At 61.7% G+C, this 18,977-nt stretch carries 15 protein-coding genes; 5 read left to right on the top strand and 10 right to left on the bottom strand.

The window, feature by feature from the left end:
- Positions 1–165: 165 nt before the first annotated feature.
- The gene (gene uvrB / locus BXE_RS06340; RefSeq protein ID WP_038456620.1) at positions 166–2,259 is read right to left on the bottom strand and encodes an excinuclease ABC subunit UvrB; all 2,094 of its coding nucleotides are present in this window, start codon (positions 2,257–2,259) and stop codon (positions 166–168) included.
- A 456-nt stretch (positions 2,260–2,715) separates the two neighbouring features.
- Here uvrB and BXE_RS06335 point away from each other — a divergent pair, with 456 nt between their 5' ends.
- Positions 2,716–3,915: an amino acid aminotransferase gene (locus BXE_RS06335; RefSeq protein ID WP_011487541.1), complete on the top strand. Its 1,200-nt coding sequence runs from the start codon at positions 2,716–2,718 to the stop codon at positions 3,913–3,915.
- 108 nt (positions 3,916–4,023) lie between these two features.
- Here BXE_RS06335 and BXE_RS06330 read toward each other — a convergent pair whose 3' ends face one another.
- Positions 4,024–5,262, bottom strand: coding sequence for a DUF3734 domain-containing protein (locus tag BXE_RS06330; RefSeq protein ID WP_011487540.1), 1,239 nt, complete (start codon positions 5,260–5,262; stop codon positions 4,024–4,026).
- 10 nt (positions 5,263–5,272) lie between these two features.
- On the bottom strand, positions 5,273–6,070 hold the full coding sequence (locus tag BXE_RS06325; RefSeq protein ID WP_007175564.1) for a 3-hydroxybutyrate dehydrogenase: 798 nt from the start codon (positions 6,068–6,070) through the stop codon (positions 5,273–5,275).
- A gap of 222 nt (positions 6,071–6,292) precedes the next feature.
- On the opposite strand from BXE_RS06325, the gene BXE_RS06320 reads away from it, so the two are divergent.
- Entirely contained in the window at positions 6,293–7,264 is a 972-nt protein-coding gene (locus tag BXE_RS06320) for a potassium channel beta subunit family protein (protein ID WP_011487539.1), read from the top strand.
- 226 nt (positions 7,265–7,490) lie between these two features.
- Entirely contained in the window at positions 7,491–8,336 is an 846-nt protein-coding gene (locus BXE_RS06315; RefSeq protein ID WP_011487538.1) for a 23S rRNA (adenine(2030)-N(6))-methyltransferase RlmJ, read from the top strand.
- Positions 8,337–8,494: 158 nt separating this feature from the next.
- Here BXE_RS06315 and BXE_RS06310 read toward each other — a convergent pair whose 3' ends face one another.
- The 4 genes from BXE_RS06310 to cueR form a co-directional block, all read right to left on the bottom strand.
- Positions 8,495–9,535, bottom strand: a complete 1,041-nt coding sequence (locus tag BXE_RS06310; protein WP_011487537.1) for an ABC transporter substrate-binding protein — start codon at positions 9,533–9,535, stop codon at positions 8,495–8,497.
- Between the two features lie 269 nt (positions 9,536–9,804).
- Positions 9,805–10,158, bottom strand: a complete 354-nt coding sequence (locus BXE_RS46405) for a hypothetical protein (protein ID WP_011487536.1) — start codon at positions 10,156–10,158, stop codon at positions 9,805–9,807.
- A gap of 232 nt (positions 10,159–10,390) precedes the next feature.
- Positions 10,391–10,537, bottom strand: a complete 147-nt coding sequence (locus BXE_RS43925) for a DUF3563 family protein (RefSeq protein ID WP_007175569.1) — start codon at positions 10,535–10,537, stop codon at positions 10,391–10,393.
- Between the two features lie 304 nt (positions 10,538–10,841).
- Positions 10,842–11,264, bottom strand: a complete 423-nt coding sequence (gene cueR / locus BXE_RS06300; RefSeq protein ID WP_038456625.1) for a Cu(I)-responsive transcriptional regulator — start codon at positions 11,262–11,264, stop codon at positions 10,842–10,844.
- Between the two features lie 122 nt (positions 11,265–11,386).
- Here cueR and BXE_RS06295 point away from each other — a divergent pair, with 122 nt between their 5' ends.
- Together BXE_RS06295 and BXE_RS06290 are read left to right on the top strand one after the other, a co-directional pair.
- Positions 11,387–11,626: a heavy-metal-associated domain-containing protein gene (locus BXE_RS06295; protein ID WP_011487534.1), complete on the top strand. Its 240-nt coding sequence runs from the start codon at positions 11,387–11,389 to the stop codon at positions 11,624–11,626.
- 13 nt (positions 11,627–11,639) lie between these two features.
- Complete coding sequence (locus BXE_RS06290; protein ID WP_011487533.1) at positions 11,640–12,560, top strand: dTDP-4-dehydrorhamnose reductase family protein; 921 nt, start codon at positions 11,640–11,642, stop codon at positions 12,558–12,560.
- A 118-nt stretch (positions 12,561–12,678) separates the two neighbouring features.
- Here the strand turns inward: BXE_RS06290 and BXE_RS06285 are convergent, their stop codons facing one another.
- From BXE_RS06285 to imuA, 3 genes are read right to left on the bottom strand one after another with little or no spacing between them, the layout of a single operon-like run.
- Positions 12,679–16,266 (bottom strand): error-prone DNA polymerase, encoded by a 3,588-nt coding sequence (locus tag BXE_RS06285; protein ID WP_011487532.1) that lies wholly within the window; start codon positions 16,264–16,266, stop codon positions 12,679–12,681.
- A gap of 5 nt (positions 16,267–16,271) precedes the next feature.
- On the bottom strand, positions 16,272–18,041 hold the full coding sequence (locus tag BXE_RS06280) for a Y-family DNA polymerase (protein ID WP_011487531.1): 1,770 nt from the start codon (positions 18,039–18,041) through the stop codon (positions 16,272–16,274).
- Positions 17,941–18,780 (bottom strand): translesion DNA synthesis-associated protein ImuA, encoded by an 840-nt coding sequence (gene imuA, locus BXE_RS06275; protein ID WP_011487530.1) that lies wholly within the window; start codon positions 18,778–18,780, stop codon positions 17,941–17,943. The genes BXE_RS06280 and imuA overlap by 101 nt, the downstream gene beginning before the upstream one ends.
- Between the last annotated feature and the right edge of the window lie 197 nt (positions 18,781–18,977).

Genomic DNA, 18,977 nt, shown 5'->3' with positions numbered 1-18,977 from the left:
GTTTATCATCGATCGCAAGGGAGAACAATTCAGAACGCACGCAAAGCCTTATGCCAGCAGGGTGTTAAGGCGCTTTTAAGGAAATGCGTGCGATGACGCGGCGGGCAGCCGGCAGTCATTGACATGGGCGCGGCACATTGCCGCGCCCAGCGGCGTGAAGACGCATTATTCGACGCCGGAGACGTGATCGCCGACGTTCGCGCCGAACACCCGCTGGCGCAGCAGTGCGAGCTGATCGCGCGTTTGCGCGGCCTTTTCGAACTCGAGGTTTTTGGCGTGCTCCATCATCTGCTTTTCGAGCCGCTTGAGTTCCCTGGCGAGCTGCTTCTCGGACATGTCTTCGAATTTCGCGCGCGCCTGCTGTTCCTTCAGTTCGGCGCGGGCGTCGTCGACGTTGTACACGCCGTCGATAATGTCTCGAATCCGCTTGACCACCCCGCGCGGCGTAATACCGTTCTCGAGGTTGAAGGCGATCTGCTTGTTACGGCGCCGCTCGGTTTCGTCGATCGCGCGGCGCATCGAATCCGTGACCCTGTCCGCATAGAGAATCGCCTTGCCGTTCACATTCCGCGCCGCCCGGCCGATGGTCTGGATCAGCGAACGCTCGGCGCGCAGAAAGCCTTCCTTGTCCGCGTCGAGAATCGCGACCAGCGACACTTCCGGGATATCCAGCCCTTCGCGCAACAGGTTGATCCCGACCAGCACGTCGAAGGTGCCGAGCCGTAGATCGCGGATGATTTCGACCCGCTCCACGGTGTCGATGTCGCTGTGCAGATAACGCACCTTGACGCCGTGGTCGGCCAGAAACTCGGTCAACTGTTCGGCCATGCGCTTGGTCAGCACCGTAACCAGCACGCGGTCGCCCACCTTGACGCGCTCGTTGATCTCGCCCAGCACGTCGTCGACCTGGCTGCGCGCCGGCCGCACCTCGATTTCCGGATCGACGAGGCCGGTGGGACGCACTAGCTGTTCGGCCACCTGCCCTGCTGTCTTCTGCTCGTAGTCGGCCGGCGTGGCCGACACGAACACCACCTGGCGCATCTTGCGCTCGAACTCGTTGAACTTGAGCGGCCGGTTGTCGAGCGCCGACGGCAGGCGGAAACCGTAGTCGACCAGATTTTCCTTACGCGCCCGGTCGCCGTTATACATGCCGTTCAACTGCCCGATCAGCACGTGCGACTCGTCGAGCATCATGATCGCGTCCGGCGGCAGGTAATCGACCAACGTAGGCGGCGGCTCGCCGGGCGCCGCGCCGGAAAAGTGCCGCGAGTAGTTCTCGATGCCCTTGCAGAAACCCAGCTCCTGGAGCATTTCCAGGTCGAAGCGGGTGCGCTGTTCGAGCCGCTGCGCTTCGACCAGCTTGCCGCCGGCATAGAAGAATTCGAGCCGCTCGCGCAGTTCGGTCTTGATCGTTTCGACCGCGCGCACCACGGTATCGCGCGGCGTCACATAGTGCGACGACGGATACACTGTGAAACGCGGAATCTTCTGACGCACGCGTCCGGTAAGCGGATCGAACAGCTGCAGCGTTTCGACTTCGTCGTCGAACAGTTCGACGCGCACCGCCATCTCGGCATGCTCGGCCGGGAAAATATCGATCGTATCGCCGCGCACGCGAAACGAGCCGCGCTGGAAGTCGGCTTCGTTGCGGTTGTACTGCATCGCGATCAGCCGCGCGATGATGTCGCGCTGGCCGAGTTTGTCGCCGGTGCGCAGCGTCAGGATCATCCGGTGGTATTCGGACGGATTGCCGATACCGTAAATGGCCGACACCGTTGCCACGATCACCACGTCGCGCCGTTCCATCAGGCTCTTGGTAGCCGACAGCCGCATCTGCTCGATGTGTTCGTTGATCGACGAGTCCTTCTCGATGAACAGGTCGCGCTGCGGCACGTACGCTTCCGGCTGGTAATAGTCGTAGTACGAGACGAAGTACTCGACCGCATTGCGCGGGAAGAACTCGCGGAACTCCGAATAGAGCTGCGCGGCGAGCGTCTTGTTCGGCGCGAACACGATAGCCGGGCGGCCAAGCCGCGCGATCGTGTTCGCCATTGTGAACGTCTTGCCTGAGCCGGTCACGCCAAGCAGCGTCTGGAACGCGAGGCCGTCCTCCACGCCTTCGACGAGCGTGTCGATCGCCGTGGGCTGATCGCCGGCGGGCGGATACGGCTGGTAAAGCTGGAACGGCGAGCCTTCGAAACTGACGAATTTGGATTCGTCGAGCGTATCTTCGGCTTCAGTCAGATGTTGTTCGGACATGTGGGGCGGCATCGGGCCTTGGGGCAAAGAACTATTCTAACGGGTTGCGGGAATCGACGATCGAGCGGGTCTGCGTAGGCTTTCGAGGGTTCGCGCGGGTGTGGCCGCATGCGATGTGGCCACCGTTTGCAGAGGTCGCTCGCATTGGCTCACGGGCAGCCAGGCTTGCGTGTCCAGCTTCGGCTTTTACGGCGGCGAGCCGTTTTCCGGCCCTTTGCGGACGGTCTCACGGACAGAGCCGCTCATGGCACGTGGTATCGGAGTGCCTGTTTTTCAAGCAGAAATTTCCGGCCGGCCGGCTTTCTCGACCGAAAAATAGTCGCGAATTCGTTACAATGCGAAGTTGCGCTCGCTCGCTGCTGTCCGCAGTCCGTTTGCGCGTCGCGCGAACGCCTCTGCTGGCCCGGCCGTCCGCGATCGAAGCCGCCCTCTTTTCACTACTGCTGCCCACCCATCATGTCTCTGTTCTCCGCCGTCGAACTTGCTCCCCGCGACCCGATTCTGGGCCTGAACGAAGCCTTCAATGCCGATACGCGCACCACCAAGGTCAACCTTGGCGTCGGCGTGTACTTCAATGAAGAAGGCAAGATTCCGTTGCTGCGCGCCGTGCGCGACGCAGAAAAGGCCCGCGTCGATGCCGCGCTGCCGCGCGGCTACCTGCCGATCGAAGGCATCGCCGCTTACGATGCCGCTGTGCAGAAGCTGCTGCTCGGCAACGACTCGCCGCTGATCGCGGCGGGCCGCGTCGTGACGGCGCAGGCGCTGGGCGGCACGGGCGCGCTGAAAATTGGCGCGGACTTCCTGAAGCGCCTGAACCCGAACGCCAAGGTCGCGATCAGCGATCCGAGCTGGGAAAACCACCGCGCATTGTTCGAAGGCGCAGGTTTCGAAGTCGTGTCGTACCCGTACTACGACGCGCACACCCACGGCGTGAATTTCGACGCCATGCTGAGCGCGCTGAACAGCTATGCCGCCGGCACGATCGTCGTGCTGCACGCGTGCTGCCACAACCCGACCGGCGTGGACCTCAACATCGAGCAATGGAAGCAGGTTGTCGAAGTGGTCAAGGCGCGCAATCTGGTGCCGTTCCTCGACATCGCCTACCAGGGTTTCGGCGACAACATCGAAGCAGACGCAGCGGCCGTCCGTCTGTTCGCCGCGGCGGAACTGAACGTGTTCGTGTCGTCGTCGTTCTCGAAGTCGTTCTCGCTGTACGGCGAGCGCGTCGGCGCGCTGTCGATCATCACGGCAAGCAAGGAAGAAGCCGCTCGCGTGCTGTCGCAACTCAAGCGCGTGATCCGCACGAACTATTCGAACCCGCCGACGCACGGCGGCTCGGTGGTCGCGGCCGTGCTCGCGTCGCCGGAGCTGCGCGCCACGTGGGAAACGGAACTGGCCGAAATGCGCGATCGCATCCGCGCCATGCGCAATGGTCTGGTCGAACGCCTGAAGGCGAGCGGCGTGGATCGCGACTTCAGCTTCGTGAACGCGCAGCGCGGCATGTTCTCGTACTCGGGTCTGACGGCGCCGCAGGTGGACCGTCTGCGCGAAGAATTCGGCATCTACGCCGTGAGCACGGGTCGCATCTGCGTGGCCGCGCTGAATACGCGCAACCTCGACGCGGTGGCCAACGCGATCGCTCACGTATTGAAGTAAGGCACGGGAAAGCGCGGGCATGCATTGCACGCGCTTTGATGGAACTTGCACTTGCTTGTAAAAACGGCGCCCTTCCGGGCGCCGTTTTTTTATGGGCCGTGCGGTTCTTCAGCGCGAATCCCGGTGGATATCGTGCGTGACAAAGCCTGCGTCGTTATTCGGCATGTCGAGCCAATCCGGCTGCACAAGCGAACGGCGAATATCCTCCAGACCGCTTTGCCAGTGTTCACGCATGGTTGAAAGACCGAACTGGAAGTCCTTGTAATGCCCTTCGTATTCTTTCTCACGGTAGATGAGATGAATCACGTTGTAGCGCTTCGAACACGACAGATCTTCAGCGAGCTTGCACCACGGATCGTCACGCTGATCCGCGGGCACGCGTTCCAGCACCTCGTGCAATACGTGCCGGAAACGCTGCGACCGCTGGAGCATATCGGTCACGAGACGCGTGCGGCTCGAATACTGGATGTCCTTCATGCGCCCCTGGACGTCGGTGATGTTGTCCGGTACCGGCCCGATCGCGCTCCAGAGATCGACCTGGAACGCGAGCGTGTCGCGGCGCGGCGTGGACTGGATCACCTCGTAGAGCGGCGTATTCGACATCAAACCGCCGTCCCAGTAGTACTCGCCGTCGATCTCGACCGCCGCGAAGCCTGGCGGCAACGCACCCGACGCCATGAAGTGCTCGGGCCTCAGCGTCGTGTGCGTGTTGTCGAAGTACGCGAAATTGCCCGTGCCGCAATTGACCGCGCCCACCGAAACCCGCGTTTCGCGCGAATTGATCCGGTCGAAATCGCACAGCGCTTCGAGCGTGGCCTTCAGCGGCGTGGTGTCGTAGTAACTGGCGAGCTGCGGCGGTCCGGACACCGTGGGCAACGGCGGCGGGAAGCGCGGCACGAAAAAGCCTTTTTGCCCTTCGACGATGGCGCCCATTGCCTGGGTTGCCGTAAACACCTTGCGTATGGCTTCGCTGGAGTTGAACAGCGCGTGCTCGATAAACGTGGGCAACGGCGGTCCGAAAGCCGGCTGGCAGATCGTCTCCCAGAATTGCCGCAGCCGCTCCACGCGCTTCTCCGGCGGATTGCCGGCAATGATGGCCGTATTCAACGCGCCGATCGAAATGCCGGCCAGCCAGTTCGGCGCGATGCCGGCTTCGTGAAGGCCCTGAAAAACGCCGGCCTGATAGGCGCCTAACGCGCCGCCACCTTGCAGCATCAGGGCAACGGTTTCGTAATCAGGCAAATGGATGTGCCGGCCGGGGTGCACGGCGGGCGCCGGACCGGCGCCCTCGCCTTCCCCGTCGCCGGGCGCGCCGACGCGCGCCCGCTTGAGATTGCGTTGCGCCATGCGCGCCTCCTTATTGCATATACCAGCCGTGGCTCACAATAAAGGACTGCCCGGTGAGCGCCGCCGTCGGGAAGGTGGACAGGAACAGCACCGTCTGCGCGACGTCTTCCACCGTGGTGAAGACACCGTCGACCGTACCGCCCAGCATGACGCGCTTCACCACATCTTCCTCGCTGATGCCGAGTTCCTTGGCCTGCTCGGGAATCTGCTTGTCGACGAGCGGCGTACGTACGAAACCCGGACACACCACGTGCGAGCGCACGTTGTGCTTTGCGCCTTCTTTGGCGAGCACGCGCGAGAGGCCAAGCAGCGCATGCTTTGCCGTCACATAAGCCGATTTGAGCGGCGACGCTTCATGCGAATGGACCGAACCCATGTAGATCACGATGCCGCCGCGATCGTCTTTGTACATGTGCTTGAGCGCTGCCTTGGTGGTCAGGAAGGCGCCGTCCACATGGATCGCCTGCATCTTCTTCCAGTCTGAAAACGAATAGTTTTCGATCGGATTGACGATCTGGATGCCGGCGTTGGAAATAAGAATGTCAACCGAGCCGAGTTCCGCGGCGACCTTGTCGATGCCCTGGTTGACGGCGTCTTCATTCGTGACGTCCATCGCCACACCGATTGCCTTGCCGCCGCCCTTTCTGATTTCCTCAGCAACGGCATTCGCCCCGTCCTGGTTCAGGTCGGCGATCGCAACCGCTGCGCCCGCCGCGGAAAGGGTCAGCGCAATCTGCTTGCCGATGCCGCTTGCGGCGCCGGTAACCACCGCGACTTTGCCATTCAGATTTGTGTTCAGTGAAGACATCCAGAACCTCCATGCAGTTGATGAGCAATGAGACCACGGGCCGCCGGCGGCGTGAAGTCAGCCAAACGGCATAGGCCGTTCGCCGGATGCTGCAGTGCGGCCAACGCTGCTATTGTGCATGAACCGTGTGAACTCCATCGGTAAAAAGCGTATTGCAGCTTATCTCTTTAAACTGGATGTTTTCAGCGGGATTCCGGTGGCATCACCAACAAGGAGGAATGCATGAATTATCGACGACTGGGCCGCTCCGGCCTGCAAGTGAGCGAACTGTCAATCGGCTCGTGGGTCACCTACGGCAACCAGGTGGACAATCGCGCGGCACGCGAATCGCTCGCGGCGGCGCGCGATGCGGGAGTCAACTTCTTCGACAACGCCGAGGTCTATGCAGGCGGCAAATCCGAAGAGATCATGGGCCAGGCGCTCAAGGAACTGGCGTGGCCGCGCGTGAGCTACGTGGTGTCGACGAAATTCTTCTGGGGCCTCGCGGAAGCGCCGAACCAGTACCACACGTTGAACCGCAAATATCTGCTGAATGCGATCGACGCGTCGCTGAAACGTCTGCAACTCGACTATGTCGACCTGGTGTTCTGTCATCGTCCGGACCCGAACACGCCGGTGGAGGAAACCGTCTGGGCCATGAGCGACATGATCACTCGCGGCAAGGCGCTGTACTGGGGCACCTCCGAATGGAGCGCCGATGAAATCCGCGCCGCTTATGACATCGCGCAACGGCATCATCTGCACAAGCCGGTCATGGAGCAGCCGCAGTACAACCTGTTCCATCGCAACCGCGTCGAGCAGGAATACAAGCGGCTCTACGAGGACATCGGCCTCGGCCTGACCACCTGGAGCCCGCTGGCGTCCGGCCTGCTGACCGGCAAGTACCGCAACGGCGTGCCGGCCGACAGCCGCGCGCAATTGCAAGGCTACGACTGGCTGCGCAAGCAGCTCACCGACGCAGGCAGGAACGACGTGGTCGGCAAGCTCGGCGAAGTGGCGGACGAGCTGGGCTGCACCGTCGGTCAGCTCGCCATTGGCTGGATTCTGAAAAATCCCAACGTCAGCACGGTGATCACGGGTGCGTCGCGGGTCGAACAGATCGGCGAAAACATGAAGTCCGCCGAGGTGGCCGGGCGGATCACGCCGGAACTCAAGGAGCGGATCGAGGAAATTATCGGCGACGCGCACGACTGACCTGGCCGGCACCCGGGCGCGTAACATGAATCCGGCGGATCGCGGCCGGGAGCGTGTTACGCGGCACTCGCCGCAAAGCGCGGTGCGCATCGCGGCGTCGCGTACAATACGCGGCCGCGCTGCACACCGCGCCGTATGGCCGTTGTGCAGCAGCATTGCACCGTATTGCATCCGCAGCGCCGAATCCGCCCTGGAGCGGCATGCCCTCTTTCAGCGTCTCCTCATCATGCTCAGCTACCGCCACGCCTTTCATGCAGGCAATCACGCCGACGTTCTGAAACACGCCGTCGTGTTGCAGCTTCTGCGTTACCTCGGCCAGAAGGACAAATCCTACTGGTATATCGACACGCATGCGGGCGCTGGCGTCTATTCGCTGAAGGAAGGTTACGCGACCAAAACCGGCGAGTTCCGGACCGGCATCGCCAGATTGTGGGAGCGCAACGATCTTCCGCCGATGTTCGCCGACTACGTCGACGAAGTCAGCGCGCTCAATCCGGACGGCCAGTTGCGCTTCTATCCCGGCTCGCCGTATATCGCGTGGCGGCAGATGCGTGAGCAGGACCGCATGCGTCTGTTCGAGCTGCATACCACCGAAATCGACGTGCTGCGCCACAATTTCCGCGACGCGGGCCGCCGTGCCATGCTGTATGCGGGCGACGGCTTCGACGGCATTCTCGCCTTGCTGCCGCCGGCGCCGCGCCGCGCGCTGGTGCTGCTCGATCCGTCGTATGAGGACAAGCGCGACTACACGCGCACGCTGCGCTGTGTCGAAGAAAGCCTGAAGCGTTTCCCGACCGGCACGTATGCGGTCTGGTATCCGCAGGTGAGGCGCCCTGAGTCGCTGCGTTTTCCCGATCAGTTGAAGAAACTGCAGGACAAGAACTGGCTGCACGTGAGCCTGACGGTCAGCAATCCGCCCGAGGATGGTTTTGGACTTTTCGGCAGCGGCATGTTCATTCTGAACCCGCCGTACACGCTGGCGAAAACGCTGAAAGAGCAGATGCCCTGGCTCGTCAAGGTGCTCGGCGAAGACAACGCCGCACAGTTCAAGGTGGAGTATCGCGGCGACTGAGCTTCGTGGTGTGGGTGGTGGGCTTTGGTTGGCTGCGGGCTTTTGCGGGTCGCGAGCTTTTTTGCAACCGCTGGCGTACGCAGTTCGCCTCGCCTGACGAGCGTTGTGCCCGGCTACGCGCGACACGCGCAGCCGGCCGCCCGGTGAGCCACTGCCGCCTACTTGAGTAGCGCCGCGGCCTTGCGGGCGAAGTCGTTGGTATAGGTCGCGTTCAGGTCGATCTTTTTCGGATCGAGCCGGTTATCGAACGATGACAACGCGCGCAACGACGTCGCCGGACCGTCCGCGGGCATCAGGCCGTCCGGCGAATAGGCGTCGCGCACGTTGTGGAACGCTTCCACATAAAGCGCCGGGTCGTTGAGCAGATAGGCCGGCGGCACCATCTTCAGCAGATCGGCATCGCTCGCGCTCTGCAGCCAATGATCCGCGCGCACGATCGCATTGGCGAGCGCCTGCGTGGTCTTCGGATACTTCTGGATGAAACTGTCCGATGCATAAAGGGTCGCCGCCGGCATCGTCCCGCCGAACACTTCCTGCGTGCCCTTCACCGTGCGCGTGTCGACCAGCACCTTGATTGCGCCGCTGCGGGCCAGTTTGGTCATCATCGGATCGACGTTGGAGAGCGCGTCGATCTGGCCGCCGCTCACCGCCGCGAGCACGGCGGCGCCGCTGCCCACGCCGATCGCCGAAATCTCGTTGCGCTGTACGCCGGCTTTGCGCAAAGCCACGGTGAGCACGAGATCCGTCGACGAACCCGGCGCGCTCACGCCGACTTTCGCGCCTTTGAAGTCCGCCATCGTCTTGAGTTGATCGGCCTTCGACTTCAGCACCGCGACAACGATCTGCGGCGCGCGTCCCATCAACGCGAACGCCCGGTAGTGCTGCCCTTTCTCCTGCATGAACAGCGTGTGCTCGAATGCGCCCGCGCCCACGTCGGCGCTGCCGCCCACCACCGCTTCCAGCGCTTTCGATCCGCCCGCGAAGTCTTCGAGCGTGACATCGAGGCCTTCGTCCTTGAAGTAGCCCAACTGTTGAGCGGTGAGTACCGGCAGATAGTAAAGACCCGGCAAGCCGCCGACGGCCATTGTCAGCGCGGGCTTCTCCGGCGTGTCTTTGGCGAGCGCGGCGCTGGGTAGCGCAACCAGCGCGAGCAGCGTGACACAAGCGCTGGCGGCCCGTCGCATCCAGTAAATCGGCATTCGATGTCTCCTTGTTCTGTTTTTCGTCGATACGGCGGCGCAGACTCGATGCGTAGCTGGGTCGCCGGCGCGAGACCGCGCGATGATTGTCGTCTGACGGTTTCGCCCGCGCCATGCGCCCAAACCCCAATGGTGCATGCCGCTGCGGCTCGTCAACCGCACGAAACCCAGGCGTGCCGGCATACGCCTGGCGACTGCGGACTGGCCACTCGCGGAAGCATCAACGAAAAGGGGAAAGGAGCGGCCGGGAGCAATCGCGCCGCGAGCGCTTATTGCGGACGAGGCTGCGGACGAGGCGCTGGCCGAGGCTGCGGCTGCGGTGGCGTGCCCCCGCCTGTGGGCAACTGGATATACGGCGCAACGACGATCGGGATCGACGAATTCGGCGCCAGTTCGGCCGGTGTCGCAATAGGCTGCGCCTCGACGATCGGCTGCCGCGAAAGCGGCGCGGTCTGGAGTACGGTTCCGCTCTGACCGTCACTGATGCCGTTCTGCGAGTCGAGAATCACCGGCTTGCGCGCGCTGGTCGATGCAGCAGAAGCGCTCGACATGGCAAAAACTGGTGTCAGCGAAGCTGCAAGGGTCAAGACCAGGATGGATGGGAGCGTGCGGACGAGTGACATGGGCGGACCGGTTGAGTTTGAGAAGCCGGATTGCGCGGAAAACGCTTTACCTTACCGCGACGGCAGCCGCGAGGCTAGTCGACATTCGCCACGGATAGCTTTCTGACGCCATCCTGCCGCGATTTTTGCAGCCCAGATATGACAAAGCCCCGCATAGATAGACGGGGCTCAACGCTTTTACTGCCAAGGCCGCGCGTTGGCGCTGCCAGGTCACGCTTGATGCATTTGAAACTTACAGCGAGTAGCCGTTGCTTTCGAGTGAACGAATACGCTGTTCAAGTTGGACGATGTCCGAAGACGAAGCCAGGTATTCTTCACGACGGGTGCGTTCAGCAGTTTCAAACCAGGTGCTCAGCTTTTCAAGTACGTATGCAAACATGATGTTCTCCAAGGATCAAGATTGAATCCCCGGTGGATTGGGCATCAGGGATTTCCCGTAAAAGGGTTAACCCGGATTATAGACCGATAGTGCAAGCTTGCTAGTGAAATGCCCGCATGACGTGCATTCCGTTTTGGAATGGTGCACAAGCATGGTGCACGTAAGTGATTGATTTCGCTGAATTCGAGATGTATTTTTCTTAACGGATGATGTTGCCCCATATTTTTACGCATTGTTTTGGTGCAAATGCTACTCGAATTGCCGCGAATTCAGGCTTCGGCTGGCGAACCGACGCCACAACACGTCAAATCGGATGACAACCCTGTCCTGAAACCAGGTCAGTATCGGCAAGCCGCTCGATAATCGGGCAATCAGGGCGGTCGTCGCCGTGGCAATGGTCGGCCAGGTGCGCCAACGTGTCGCGCATATCAGTCAGTTCGGCGATGCGCCGATCCAGCTCTGCAACGTGTTCCAGCGCAATCGCCTTCACCTCGGCACTGGCGCGCGAGCGATCGTGCCACAGCGCGAGCAGCCGCCGGATGTCTTCGACCAGAAAGCCGAGCCGGCGCGCCTGGCGGATGAAGCGCAACGAATGAACCTCTTGCGGGCCATATACGCGATAGCCGGCGCTCGTGCGCGCTTTGGCCGCCAGCAAGCCGACGCTTTCATAGTAGCGAATCATTTTCGCCGTGACGCCCGACACGCGGGCCGCTTCACCGATATTCATGGCGTTTCCCCTTGTATGTGAATCGATCGTACACCTTGCCATCATGGGAAGGTCACCACTGAATTGCGGATCGGCAGGCATAATTCAACTATCGCAATATCCATTTTTCCGAGGTAATCCCGATGACGATCGAATTCCAGGTTGAAGGCATGAGCTGCCAGCATTGTGTCGCGGCGGTCACGAACGCCATCCGCGAACACGATGAAGCCGCGCAGGTCCAGGTGGATCTGGCGTCCGGGCGCGTGACAGTCGAATCGGCGCAACCGGCTGAGGCGCTCAAGGCCGCCATCGACGAAGCCGGCTACACGGTGACGGGCGCGGCAACTCGCGCAACGACCGGCGCATCCGGCACAGTCCGCTAAGCGAGTTCACGGCATGTTCAAAGTTGCCGTCATCGGCGCCTCCGGGCTGCTCGGCCGCGCGCTCGCAGACGAACTGGCACAGCAGCCCGGCTGGCAAGTCGCGGCCACGGCGTTCAGCCGGCCGGCGCCAGGCAGGATCGCGCTGGATATTCGCGACGCGCAGGCGGTCGAGCAGTTCGTCGAGCGCGAAGCACCGGATGCGCTCGTGATTGCCGCGGCGGAGCGCCGACCGGACGTGTGCGAGCACGATCCCGCGCTGGCCCGCGCACTGAACGTCGATGCCGTGCGCACGCTTGCCGCGGCGGCGAACCGGCGCGGCGCATGGACGCTGTCGATCTCCACGGATTACGTGTTCGACGGCACACACCCGCCCTACCAGCACGATTCCGTGCCCGCGCCGCTCAATGCCTATGGGCACAGCAAGCTCGAAGGCGAGCGCGCGCTGACGGAATCGACCGACCTGGGCTGCGTGCTGCGTTTGCCGCTGCTGTACGGGCCGATCGTCAGTTGGGCCGAGTCGGCCGTGACGAGTCTCGTGCCGGCGATCGCCGCGTCGGCTGCGCCGGCTGGTCAACCCGCCGTCATGGATGCATGGGCGATCCGTTATCCCACCTTCACGCCGGACGTCGCGTTCGTGATCCGGCAGATGCTCGAACTGCATGCGCGCGGCGACGCGATTCGCGGCATCGTGCAATGGTCGGGCGACGAACCGATGAACAAGTACGAGATCGCCGTGCGCCTTGCCGAAGCGTTGCAACTCGACGCGCATCTGACACCGCAACGCACGCCGACCGATGCGACGCCGCGCCCGCATAACTGCCACCTCGCTTCGACCCGGCTCGAAGCGCTCGGGATCGGCCGCCGTACACCGTTCGATACGGCGATCCGGCAAGTGTTAGCCGCGTTCCCGTGGCGCGGTGCCGCGCAGGCGTAGACGTCTCGCCTGGTAGAGAGGGCCGGCCACAACAAGTGCCCATATTGCGATGATGCCGCGCGCCGGCACGGCGCTCTGACACGCCGAACCGGCGCGCTTGCCTGTGGCCAGCCAGGCCTCAATGAAAATCGCGGCTCGCCGTAGCCAGGTCGCCGAGCCATTCGCTGTGGTCCTCGAGGCGATGGGCGACGAGATGGATCACCTCGCCTTTGTGTTTCTGTTTCGCCTTGCCGGCCTGATTCGCATGAACGCCGTTGCCAGAATGATTGCCTCCGGTAGCCACGCCGTCGTCACGCTGCAAAACGCCGTAGACCGCCAGCAACGATGCGCCCAGCAAAACCTTGCGCTGCTTTTCCACCAGCGACGGCCAGACGATCACATTGATCGAACCGGTTTCGTCTTCGATCGACACGAATACTGTGCCGTTTGCCGTGCCCGGCCGTTGTCGCACGGTGACGATGCCGCACGCGCGCGCCAGTGTGCCGTGCTGACAGGCGGTGAGTTCGGCGGCCGTGCGAAAACGCTGGCGCGCAAGACGCGCGCGCAACAGTGCGAGCGGATGACGATTGAGCGTGAGACCGAGGCTCGCATAGTCGTCGACGATTTCGCGGCTTTCTGCTGCCTGCGGCAACGCCAGCGCAGCTTCGGCAATCGGCGCATCGCGCAGCAATCTGGGCACCGCGTGCTGCGCCGTCACGGCCCACCACGCTTCGCGCCGATGTCCCGCGATACTGACCAGCGCGTTCGCTGCGGCAAGCGCTTCGAGATCGCGCCGCGTCAAGGCCGCGCGGCGCGCCAGATCGTCGACATCGGTAAATTGCGCGTCGTGGCGAGCCGCCATGATGCGTTCGGCGGCCCCTTGCGTGAGGCCCTTGATCAGATGCATGCCGATACGCACGGCGGGACCGCGCGCGCCATAGGTGTTCGACGGTTGAAACACGCGAGCCGTCAATCGCTGTGCGGCGCGCCGGACTGTCCTGCTCACCGTCAGGCGCCGCAGCGAAAGATCGCGCAATTGCTGCGCCGATAGTACGGTCTGCTGACGATGCAGACAGGTTTCGTCCGATGAGATCCGCCGCCCTTCATGACCGCGCCTCTCGAATGTCGACTCCCAATCGCTCAAGGTCACGTCGGGCGGCAATATCTTGACGCCGTGGCGCTTCGCGTCCTGAACGAGTTGCGACGGCGAGTAAAACCCCAGCGGCTGGCTGTTCAGCAAACCGGCCAGAAATGCGGCCGGTTCGTAGCGCTTCAACCACGCGCTGAGATAGACGAGCAAAGCGAAACTCGCCGCGTGGCTCTCCGGAAAACCATATTCGCCGAAGCCTTCGATCTGTTTGCAGATGCGGTCGATGAACGCCTGTTCATAGCCACGTCTGAGCATCCGTTCGTTCAAATCCTTCTGATACTTCGCAAGGTTGCCACTGCGCCGCCATGCGGCCATAGCGCGCCGCAACTGATCGGCCTGCTCACCGGTATATTCCGCCGCAACCATTGCCAGATGCATGACCTGTTCCTGGAAAATCGGCACGCCGAGTGTGCGTTCGAGCACGGGACGAAGTTCATCCTTAGCATAGTCGACCGGTTCGAGGCCCTGCTTGCGGCGCAGATAGGGATGCACCATGCCGCCCTGAATCGGCCCGGGCCGCACGATCGCCACTTCGATCACGAGATCGTAGTACTTGTTGGGCTTCAGCCTCGGCAGCATGCTTTGCTGCGCACGCGATTCGATCTGGAATACGCCGATCGTATCGGCATGGCCGCACATTTCGTAGACAGCCCGATCCTCGCGCGGAATATCCTGCACCCGGAACTGTGGGAAACCGCGCCTCAATGCGACGAATTCCAACGCGCGCCGGATGGCCGACAACATGCCGAGCGCCAGCACGTCGACTTTCAGCAGCTTGAGCGCGTCGATATCGTCCTTGTCCCATTCGATCACGCTGCGGTCTTTCATGGTCGCGTTTTCGATCGGCACGAGTCGCGACAGTTTGTCTTTCGCAATCACAAACCCGCCGACGTGTTGCGACAGATGACGCGGAAAGCTGCGCAACTCCCTCGTGAGGCGAATCAGATTCTGCGTGATGTGCGAGTTGGCGTCGAAGCCCGCTTCGGCCAGATATCCCGCGACCGCATCCGTGCCGTCCCACCATTGTTGCGACTTGCTGATCCGCTCGATCAACGACGCCTCGAGACCCAGCGCCTTGCCCACATCTTTTAGCGCACTGCGCGCGTGATACGTAATCAGCGATGCAGTAAGCGCCGCTCGATGACGGCCGTACTTCGTGTAGATATATTGAATCACCTCTTCGCGCCGCTGATGCTCGAAATCGACGTCGATATCAGGCGGTTCGTTACGCGCGCGGGAGATGAATCGTTCGATCAGCATGTTCATCTGCACGGGGTCGATTTCCGTTACGTGCAGGCAATAGCAAACGATCGAATTCGCCGCCGAACCTCGCCCCTGACACAGAATGTTTCTGGAACGCGCGAAACTCACGATATCGTGCACCGTCAGAAAATACTTTTCGTATTTCAGATCGGCGATCAGCGCCAATTCCTTTTCGATCTGGCCGATCCGCTTCAGATCCATGCCTTCGGGCCAGCGCTCCATCGCGCCGGCCATGACCAGCTTGCGCAGATAACTCGATGGCGACTCGCCGGCGGGTACCAGTTCTTCGGGATACTCATACTTGAGTTCGTCGAGCGAGAAGCGGCATAGCGCGGCGATACGCAGCGTTTCTTCCAGCGTATCGCGCGGGTACAGTTTGCCGAGCCGTACGCGCGTACGCATGTGGCGCTCTGCATTCGCTTCAAGCGCGTGACCGCATGCCGATAGCGGCGTGACGAGGCCGATCGCGGTCATCGTGTCCTGCAAAGGCTTGCGCGAGCGGGCATGCATTAGAACGCCACCTGCCGCGACCAGCGGCAAACCGCTCGCTTTTGAAATCATGCGCAAGGCGTCGATCTGAAGATCATCGCTACCTGTTTGCCAGAGTTCGAGCGCGATCCACGCACGCTGTGCGGCGAATGATGCGAGCCAATGCGCACAACGCAGCGTATGCGAGAGTGTCGCCGCGCGCTGTGGCACGAGCATCAGGACGCAATCGGGCAATGTCTGCAGATGTGCCAGATGCGGCAAGGAATCAGTGAAGTCTGACGGACCGAGACGATAACTGCCTTTGTCAGCGCGCGAGCGAGCCAGCGTGATCAGTTCGGAAAGATTGCCGTAACCGTTGCGGTTGGTTGCTAGCGCAACCAGGGTGCAGAAGGGTTCGCCGGTTTCGTCAGTCAGATTGAATTCACTGCCGATGATCAGATGAGGGAGGGGTTTTAATGATTCGGCATCCTCTATTTCTTCGGCTTCCTGTTGTATAAATCCGGCTTTCGACGCATCTTCCAAAGGCACTGCCGCCTGCGCCGCTTTGGCCGCTTTGGCCTTATCCTCGCGCTCTTTCTGCTGACGCTCCCGCTCCTCCCTGATTTCCTTCAACGCCGTATGGGCTCGAACGACGCCTGCCAGCGAGCATTCGTCAGTGATCGCGAGCGCGCTATAACCACGCGACATCGCCTGCTCGACGAGCTCATAAGGATGTGAAGCGCCACGCAGAAAAGAGAAATTAGTCAGGCAATGCAACTCAGCATATGCCGGCAAATGAGTGGCAAGTGTCTGCTTCGCGAGGAATGGTGACTGGGATAGAGGCATGATGTTCAGCCGAATAAACCCTGCAAATACCACTCGCCGCTAAGACGTTCACGGTATACCCAGAACATATGGCCGCGGTCATCGGCCGCGACGTAGTAATCACGCTCGACACCGTTGCCGTCCCACCACCCTGCTTCAATCCGTTCGGTACGCGTGAGCATTTTCAGCGGCCGGCGATAGATCGGCCGCTGGTCGCGCATCATCAGACGCAGCGGCTTATCGAGCATCCAGACAGGGCGAGGCTGGGAAGGCAACGCGCTGTCGGGTAGATCGAGGGATGCCTGTGCGTTGTTGGGTTGCGGTGCGGATGTGTTGGTGTTTCTAGCGTTGCTCGTTCTGGATGGGCGTTGGGTGACCTGGCTGGCCTGTGTGGCCCTCTCGCCGTCTTCGCGCCCTTCCTCCGCGGCAGCGTGCCGCAACTCATCGGTCAGCCAGGTTTTGTCCGCTTTGAGTTTCGACCGGGACTTCGCTGGCGAACGCTTCTTGCGCGAAAACGCTTGCGCCTGGTAGGCTTCAACACGCATCGCCCGTTCGGGACGATGATCGTCCTGCACCGACATCTGCAGCACATTCTCGGGACCCAACCGCGCGCTCAAGCGTTCGAGCAGACGCGTAATCGAATCGCCATCCGATTCGGGCATGGGGAACAAGGTGTCCGACTGGCCAGCATATTCACCGACCTGATCCGCCACCAGCTTCAACTCGATAACGGGTGCCATCAGCACTGTCTGATTCAGTTTTTCCCGCAGCAACCAGATCAGATGTTCGGCATCACGTGACGGTATGGCCCATGCAACCTTCAGACTCGATGTCTTCGGTGCATGACGGGACGCCAATTCATGCTCGAGCAGCAACGTATAGCCGCTGAGCGCCGCATGGTGCGCGCTCAGCCAGCCAGCTAACTGCACAATCAGCCGACGCGCGGCAAACAGCAATGCATCCGCGTTATCGACCCGCGAGGGCAACTCCAGTTGCGCATGAAACGACGCCGGCGCCCGAAACGATTCGCGGGGATCCGGGCGCGTACCATACGCCTGCGCCAGCAGATCCAGAATTTCGCTACCAAAACGTCGCACGATACCCGAGCGTGGCAACTGACCCAAATCGGCCAGTGTCGTACAGCCGACATGCGAAAACGCATCGCGATGCGCCTGCGTGACCGGCAGCAGCGATACGGATAAACCATCGAGCACACGCACGAGTGAAGTCTCCTTGACCACATGCCAGCGACGCCCTTGCTGAGCACAGCGCGCCTGTGCCAATAGCCACGCGCCCCAGGCGGTCGGCGCACAGGCAATGCGCGCCGTATAGCCGAACTCCGCCACTGTGGCGGACACCCGCGACAACAACGCGCGCAAGCCGCCGAACAACCTCAAACCGGAACCGACTTCCAGCAATAGAGTGTGCGCATCGGCAAGGGACACTTTCGGTGTGTACGCCAGCAATGCAAGCGCGATTGATTCGAACGACTGAGTTTCGCGGTCGGCATCGGCGGCAAGCAGTTCGAGCCCCGGCGCCAACGCCAGTGCATATGAACGCGAGTGACCCGCATGCACGCCGGCGCGCAATGCGTCGAAATCCGGCATCAGGATGTGCGCATGATCGGCCAGGGCGTAGCAATGCCTTTTACCGATGTCTTCGGCATTGTGAGGTTGGCCTGCTTCGTCGCGCGACTCACGCCGATTCGACTTCGCGAGCAAACCAGCCGGGAGCGGCGCGAGGGGCTTCACCGCTTCCAGTGACAAGAGTGGCAATGTGACTGCGATCCACAGCATGTTTGATCTCTGGTTCCTGATGGCTGCCGACCCCGCTTTCCGGCAACAAGACGCTTTGTAAAGGCAAAACGAGCCGAAGAGGCTCAGCTAACGGCGGCCCGCGACGCTTGAAGATGTCGATCGACAAACCAATCTCCTGTAGCCATTGACGACGGTTGATCGTCTGCGCATTGGCCGGCAAGAGCGGCTCGCAGATCATTCGCAACGGTGCCGGGGAGGATTGCCGGGCTGCCTCGACAGGCCGGATCAAAAATGCCAGCGAGGCCGACTCCTGAGCCGCCACCTGGAGACGCCGGACTTTGTCGGCACGCGCATTCGGCAGCCAAACCAGGACCGCGCCGATGCCATTCTGCTTCAAGGCCTGAGCGGCGGCCCACAGGGCCTGGTCTTCACTCGAGCGCACCCATAAGACTCGCTCGACATCGACACCCCAAGCCCTCAACGCGGCCGCACATGGTTGATACGGAGGCGCCACGAGCATGACATGCCGTCCGGCCTGCATCGTCAGATAACAAAGCGCATGGGCTAGCAGACGTACTTCACCCACGCCACCATGTTCGATCAATAATTCCGTCAGGCCGCCAACCGACCAGCCTTGGCCCGGCAACAACTTATCCAGTTCGGCATAACCGCTGGAAATCACACGCGAGTCCGCCTCGGCAAGCTCATTGCCCTGCCACACCTGACGTCGCAATTGGGACGACAGCGCGGTCGTCGCCAGCCGAATCGCTGCTGCCATAGACACGCTCCTGAATAGGGAACGCTCCGCCCTGCCCGGCATCGGACGAGCATGAAGCGGCGATTTTTCACTGTATATTTATACAGTATTTTGAGATAGATGTTAAGGCAGAGAGCAACTACGCGATGCGCGTAGGAAGTAAGCGAGTCCCCAGTACCGTCTATGCATAGGGGCCTGAAGTCGGCAATCTGATCCCC

Source organism: Paraburkholderia xenovorans LB400, from assembly GCF_000013645.1.
GTDB classification, from domain to species: domain Bacteria; phylum Pseudomonadota; class Gammaproteobacteria; order Burkholderiales; family Burkholderiaceae; genus Paraburkholderia; species Paraburkholderia xenovorans.
This window is presented reverse-complemented; position numbering and strand designations above follow the sequence as displayed.

Bases quoted from the DNA above. Each gene is read 5' to 3' on its own strand.
- BXE_RS46405 (WP_011487536.1), bottom strand. From the start codon at position 10,158: ATGTCACTCGTCCGCACGCTCCCATCCATCCTGGTCTTGACCCTTGCA.
- BXE_RS06295 (WP_011487534.1), top strand. From the start codon at position 11,387: ATGACGATCGAATTCCAGGTTGAAGGCATGAGCTGCCAGCATTGTGTC.
- imuA (WP_011487530.1), bottom strand. From the start codon at position 18,780: ATGGCAGCAGCGATTCGGCTGGCGACGACCGCGCTGTCGTCCCAATTG.
- BXE_RS06310 (WP_011487537.1), bottom strand. From the start codon at position 9,535: ATGCCGATTTACTGGATGCGACGGGCCGCCAGCGCTTGTGTCACGCTG.
- BXE_RS06315 (WP_011487538.1), top strand. From the start codon at position 7,491: ATGCTCAGCTACCGCCACGCCTTTCATGCAGGCAATCACGCCGACGTT.
- BXE_RS06325 (WP_007175564.1), bottom strand. From the start codon at position 6,070: ATGTCTTCACTGAACACAAATCTGAATGGCAAAGTCGCGGTGGTTACC.
- BXE_RS43925 (WP_007175569.1), bottom strand. From the start codon at position 10,537: ATGTTTGCATACGTACTTGAAAAGCTGAGCACCTGGTTTGAAACTGCT.
- BXE_RS06335 (WP_011487541.1), top strand. From the start codon at position 2,716: ATGTCTCTGTTCTCCGCCGTCGAACTTGCTCCCCGCGACCCGATTCTG.
- BXE_RS06330 (WP_011487540.1), bottom strand. From the start codon at position 5,262: ATGGCGCAACGCAATCTCAAGCGGGCGCGCGTCGGCGCGCCCGGCGAC.
- uvrB (WP_038456620.1), bottom strand. From the start codon at position 2,259: ATGTCCGAACAACATCTGACTGAAGCCGAAGATACGCTCGACGAATCC.
- BXE_RS06320 (WP_011487539.1), top strand. From the start codon at position 6,293: ATGAATTATCGACGACTGGGCCGCTCCGGCCTGCAAGTGAGCGAACTG.
- BXE_RS06285 (WP_011487532.1), bottom strand. From the start codon at position 16,266: ATGCCTCTATCCCAGTCACCATTCCTCGCGAAGCAGACACTTGCCACT.
- BXE_RS06280 (WP_011487531.1), bottom strand. From the start codon at position 18,041: ATGCTGTGGATCGCAGTCACATTGCCACTCTTGTCACTGGAAGCGGTG.
- BXE_RS06290 (WP_011487533.1), top strand. From the start codon at position 11,640: ATGTTCAAAGTTGCCGTCATCGGCGCCTCCGGGCTGCTCGGCCGCGCG.
- cueR (WP_038456625.1), bottom strand. From the start codon at position 11,264: ATGAATATCGGTGAAGCGGCCCGCGTGTCGGGCGTCACGGCGAAAATG.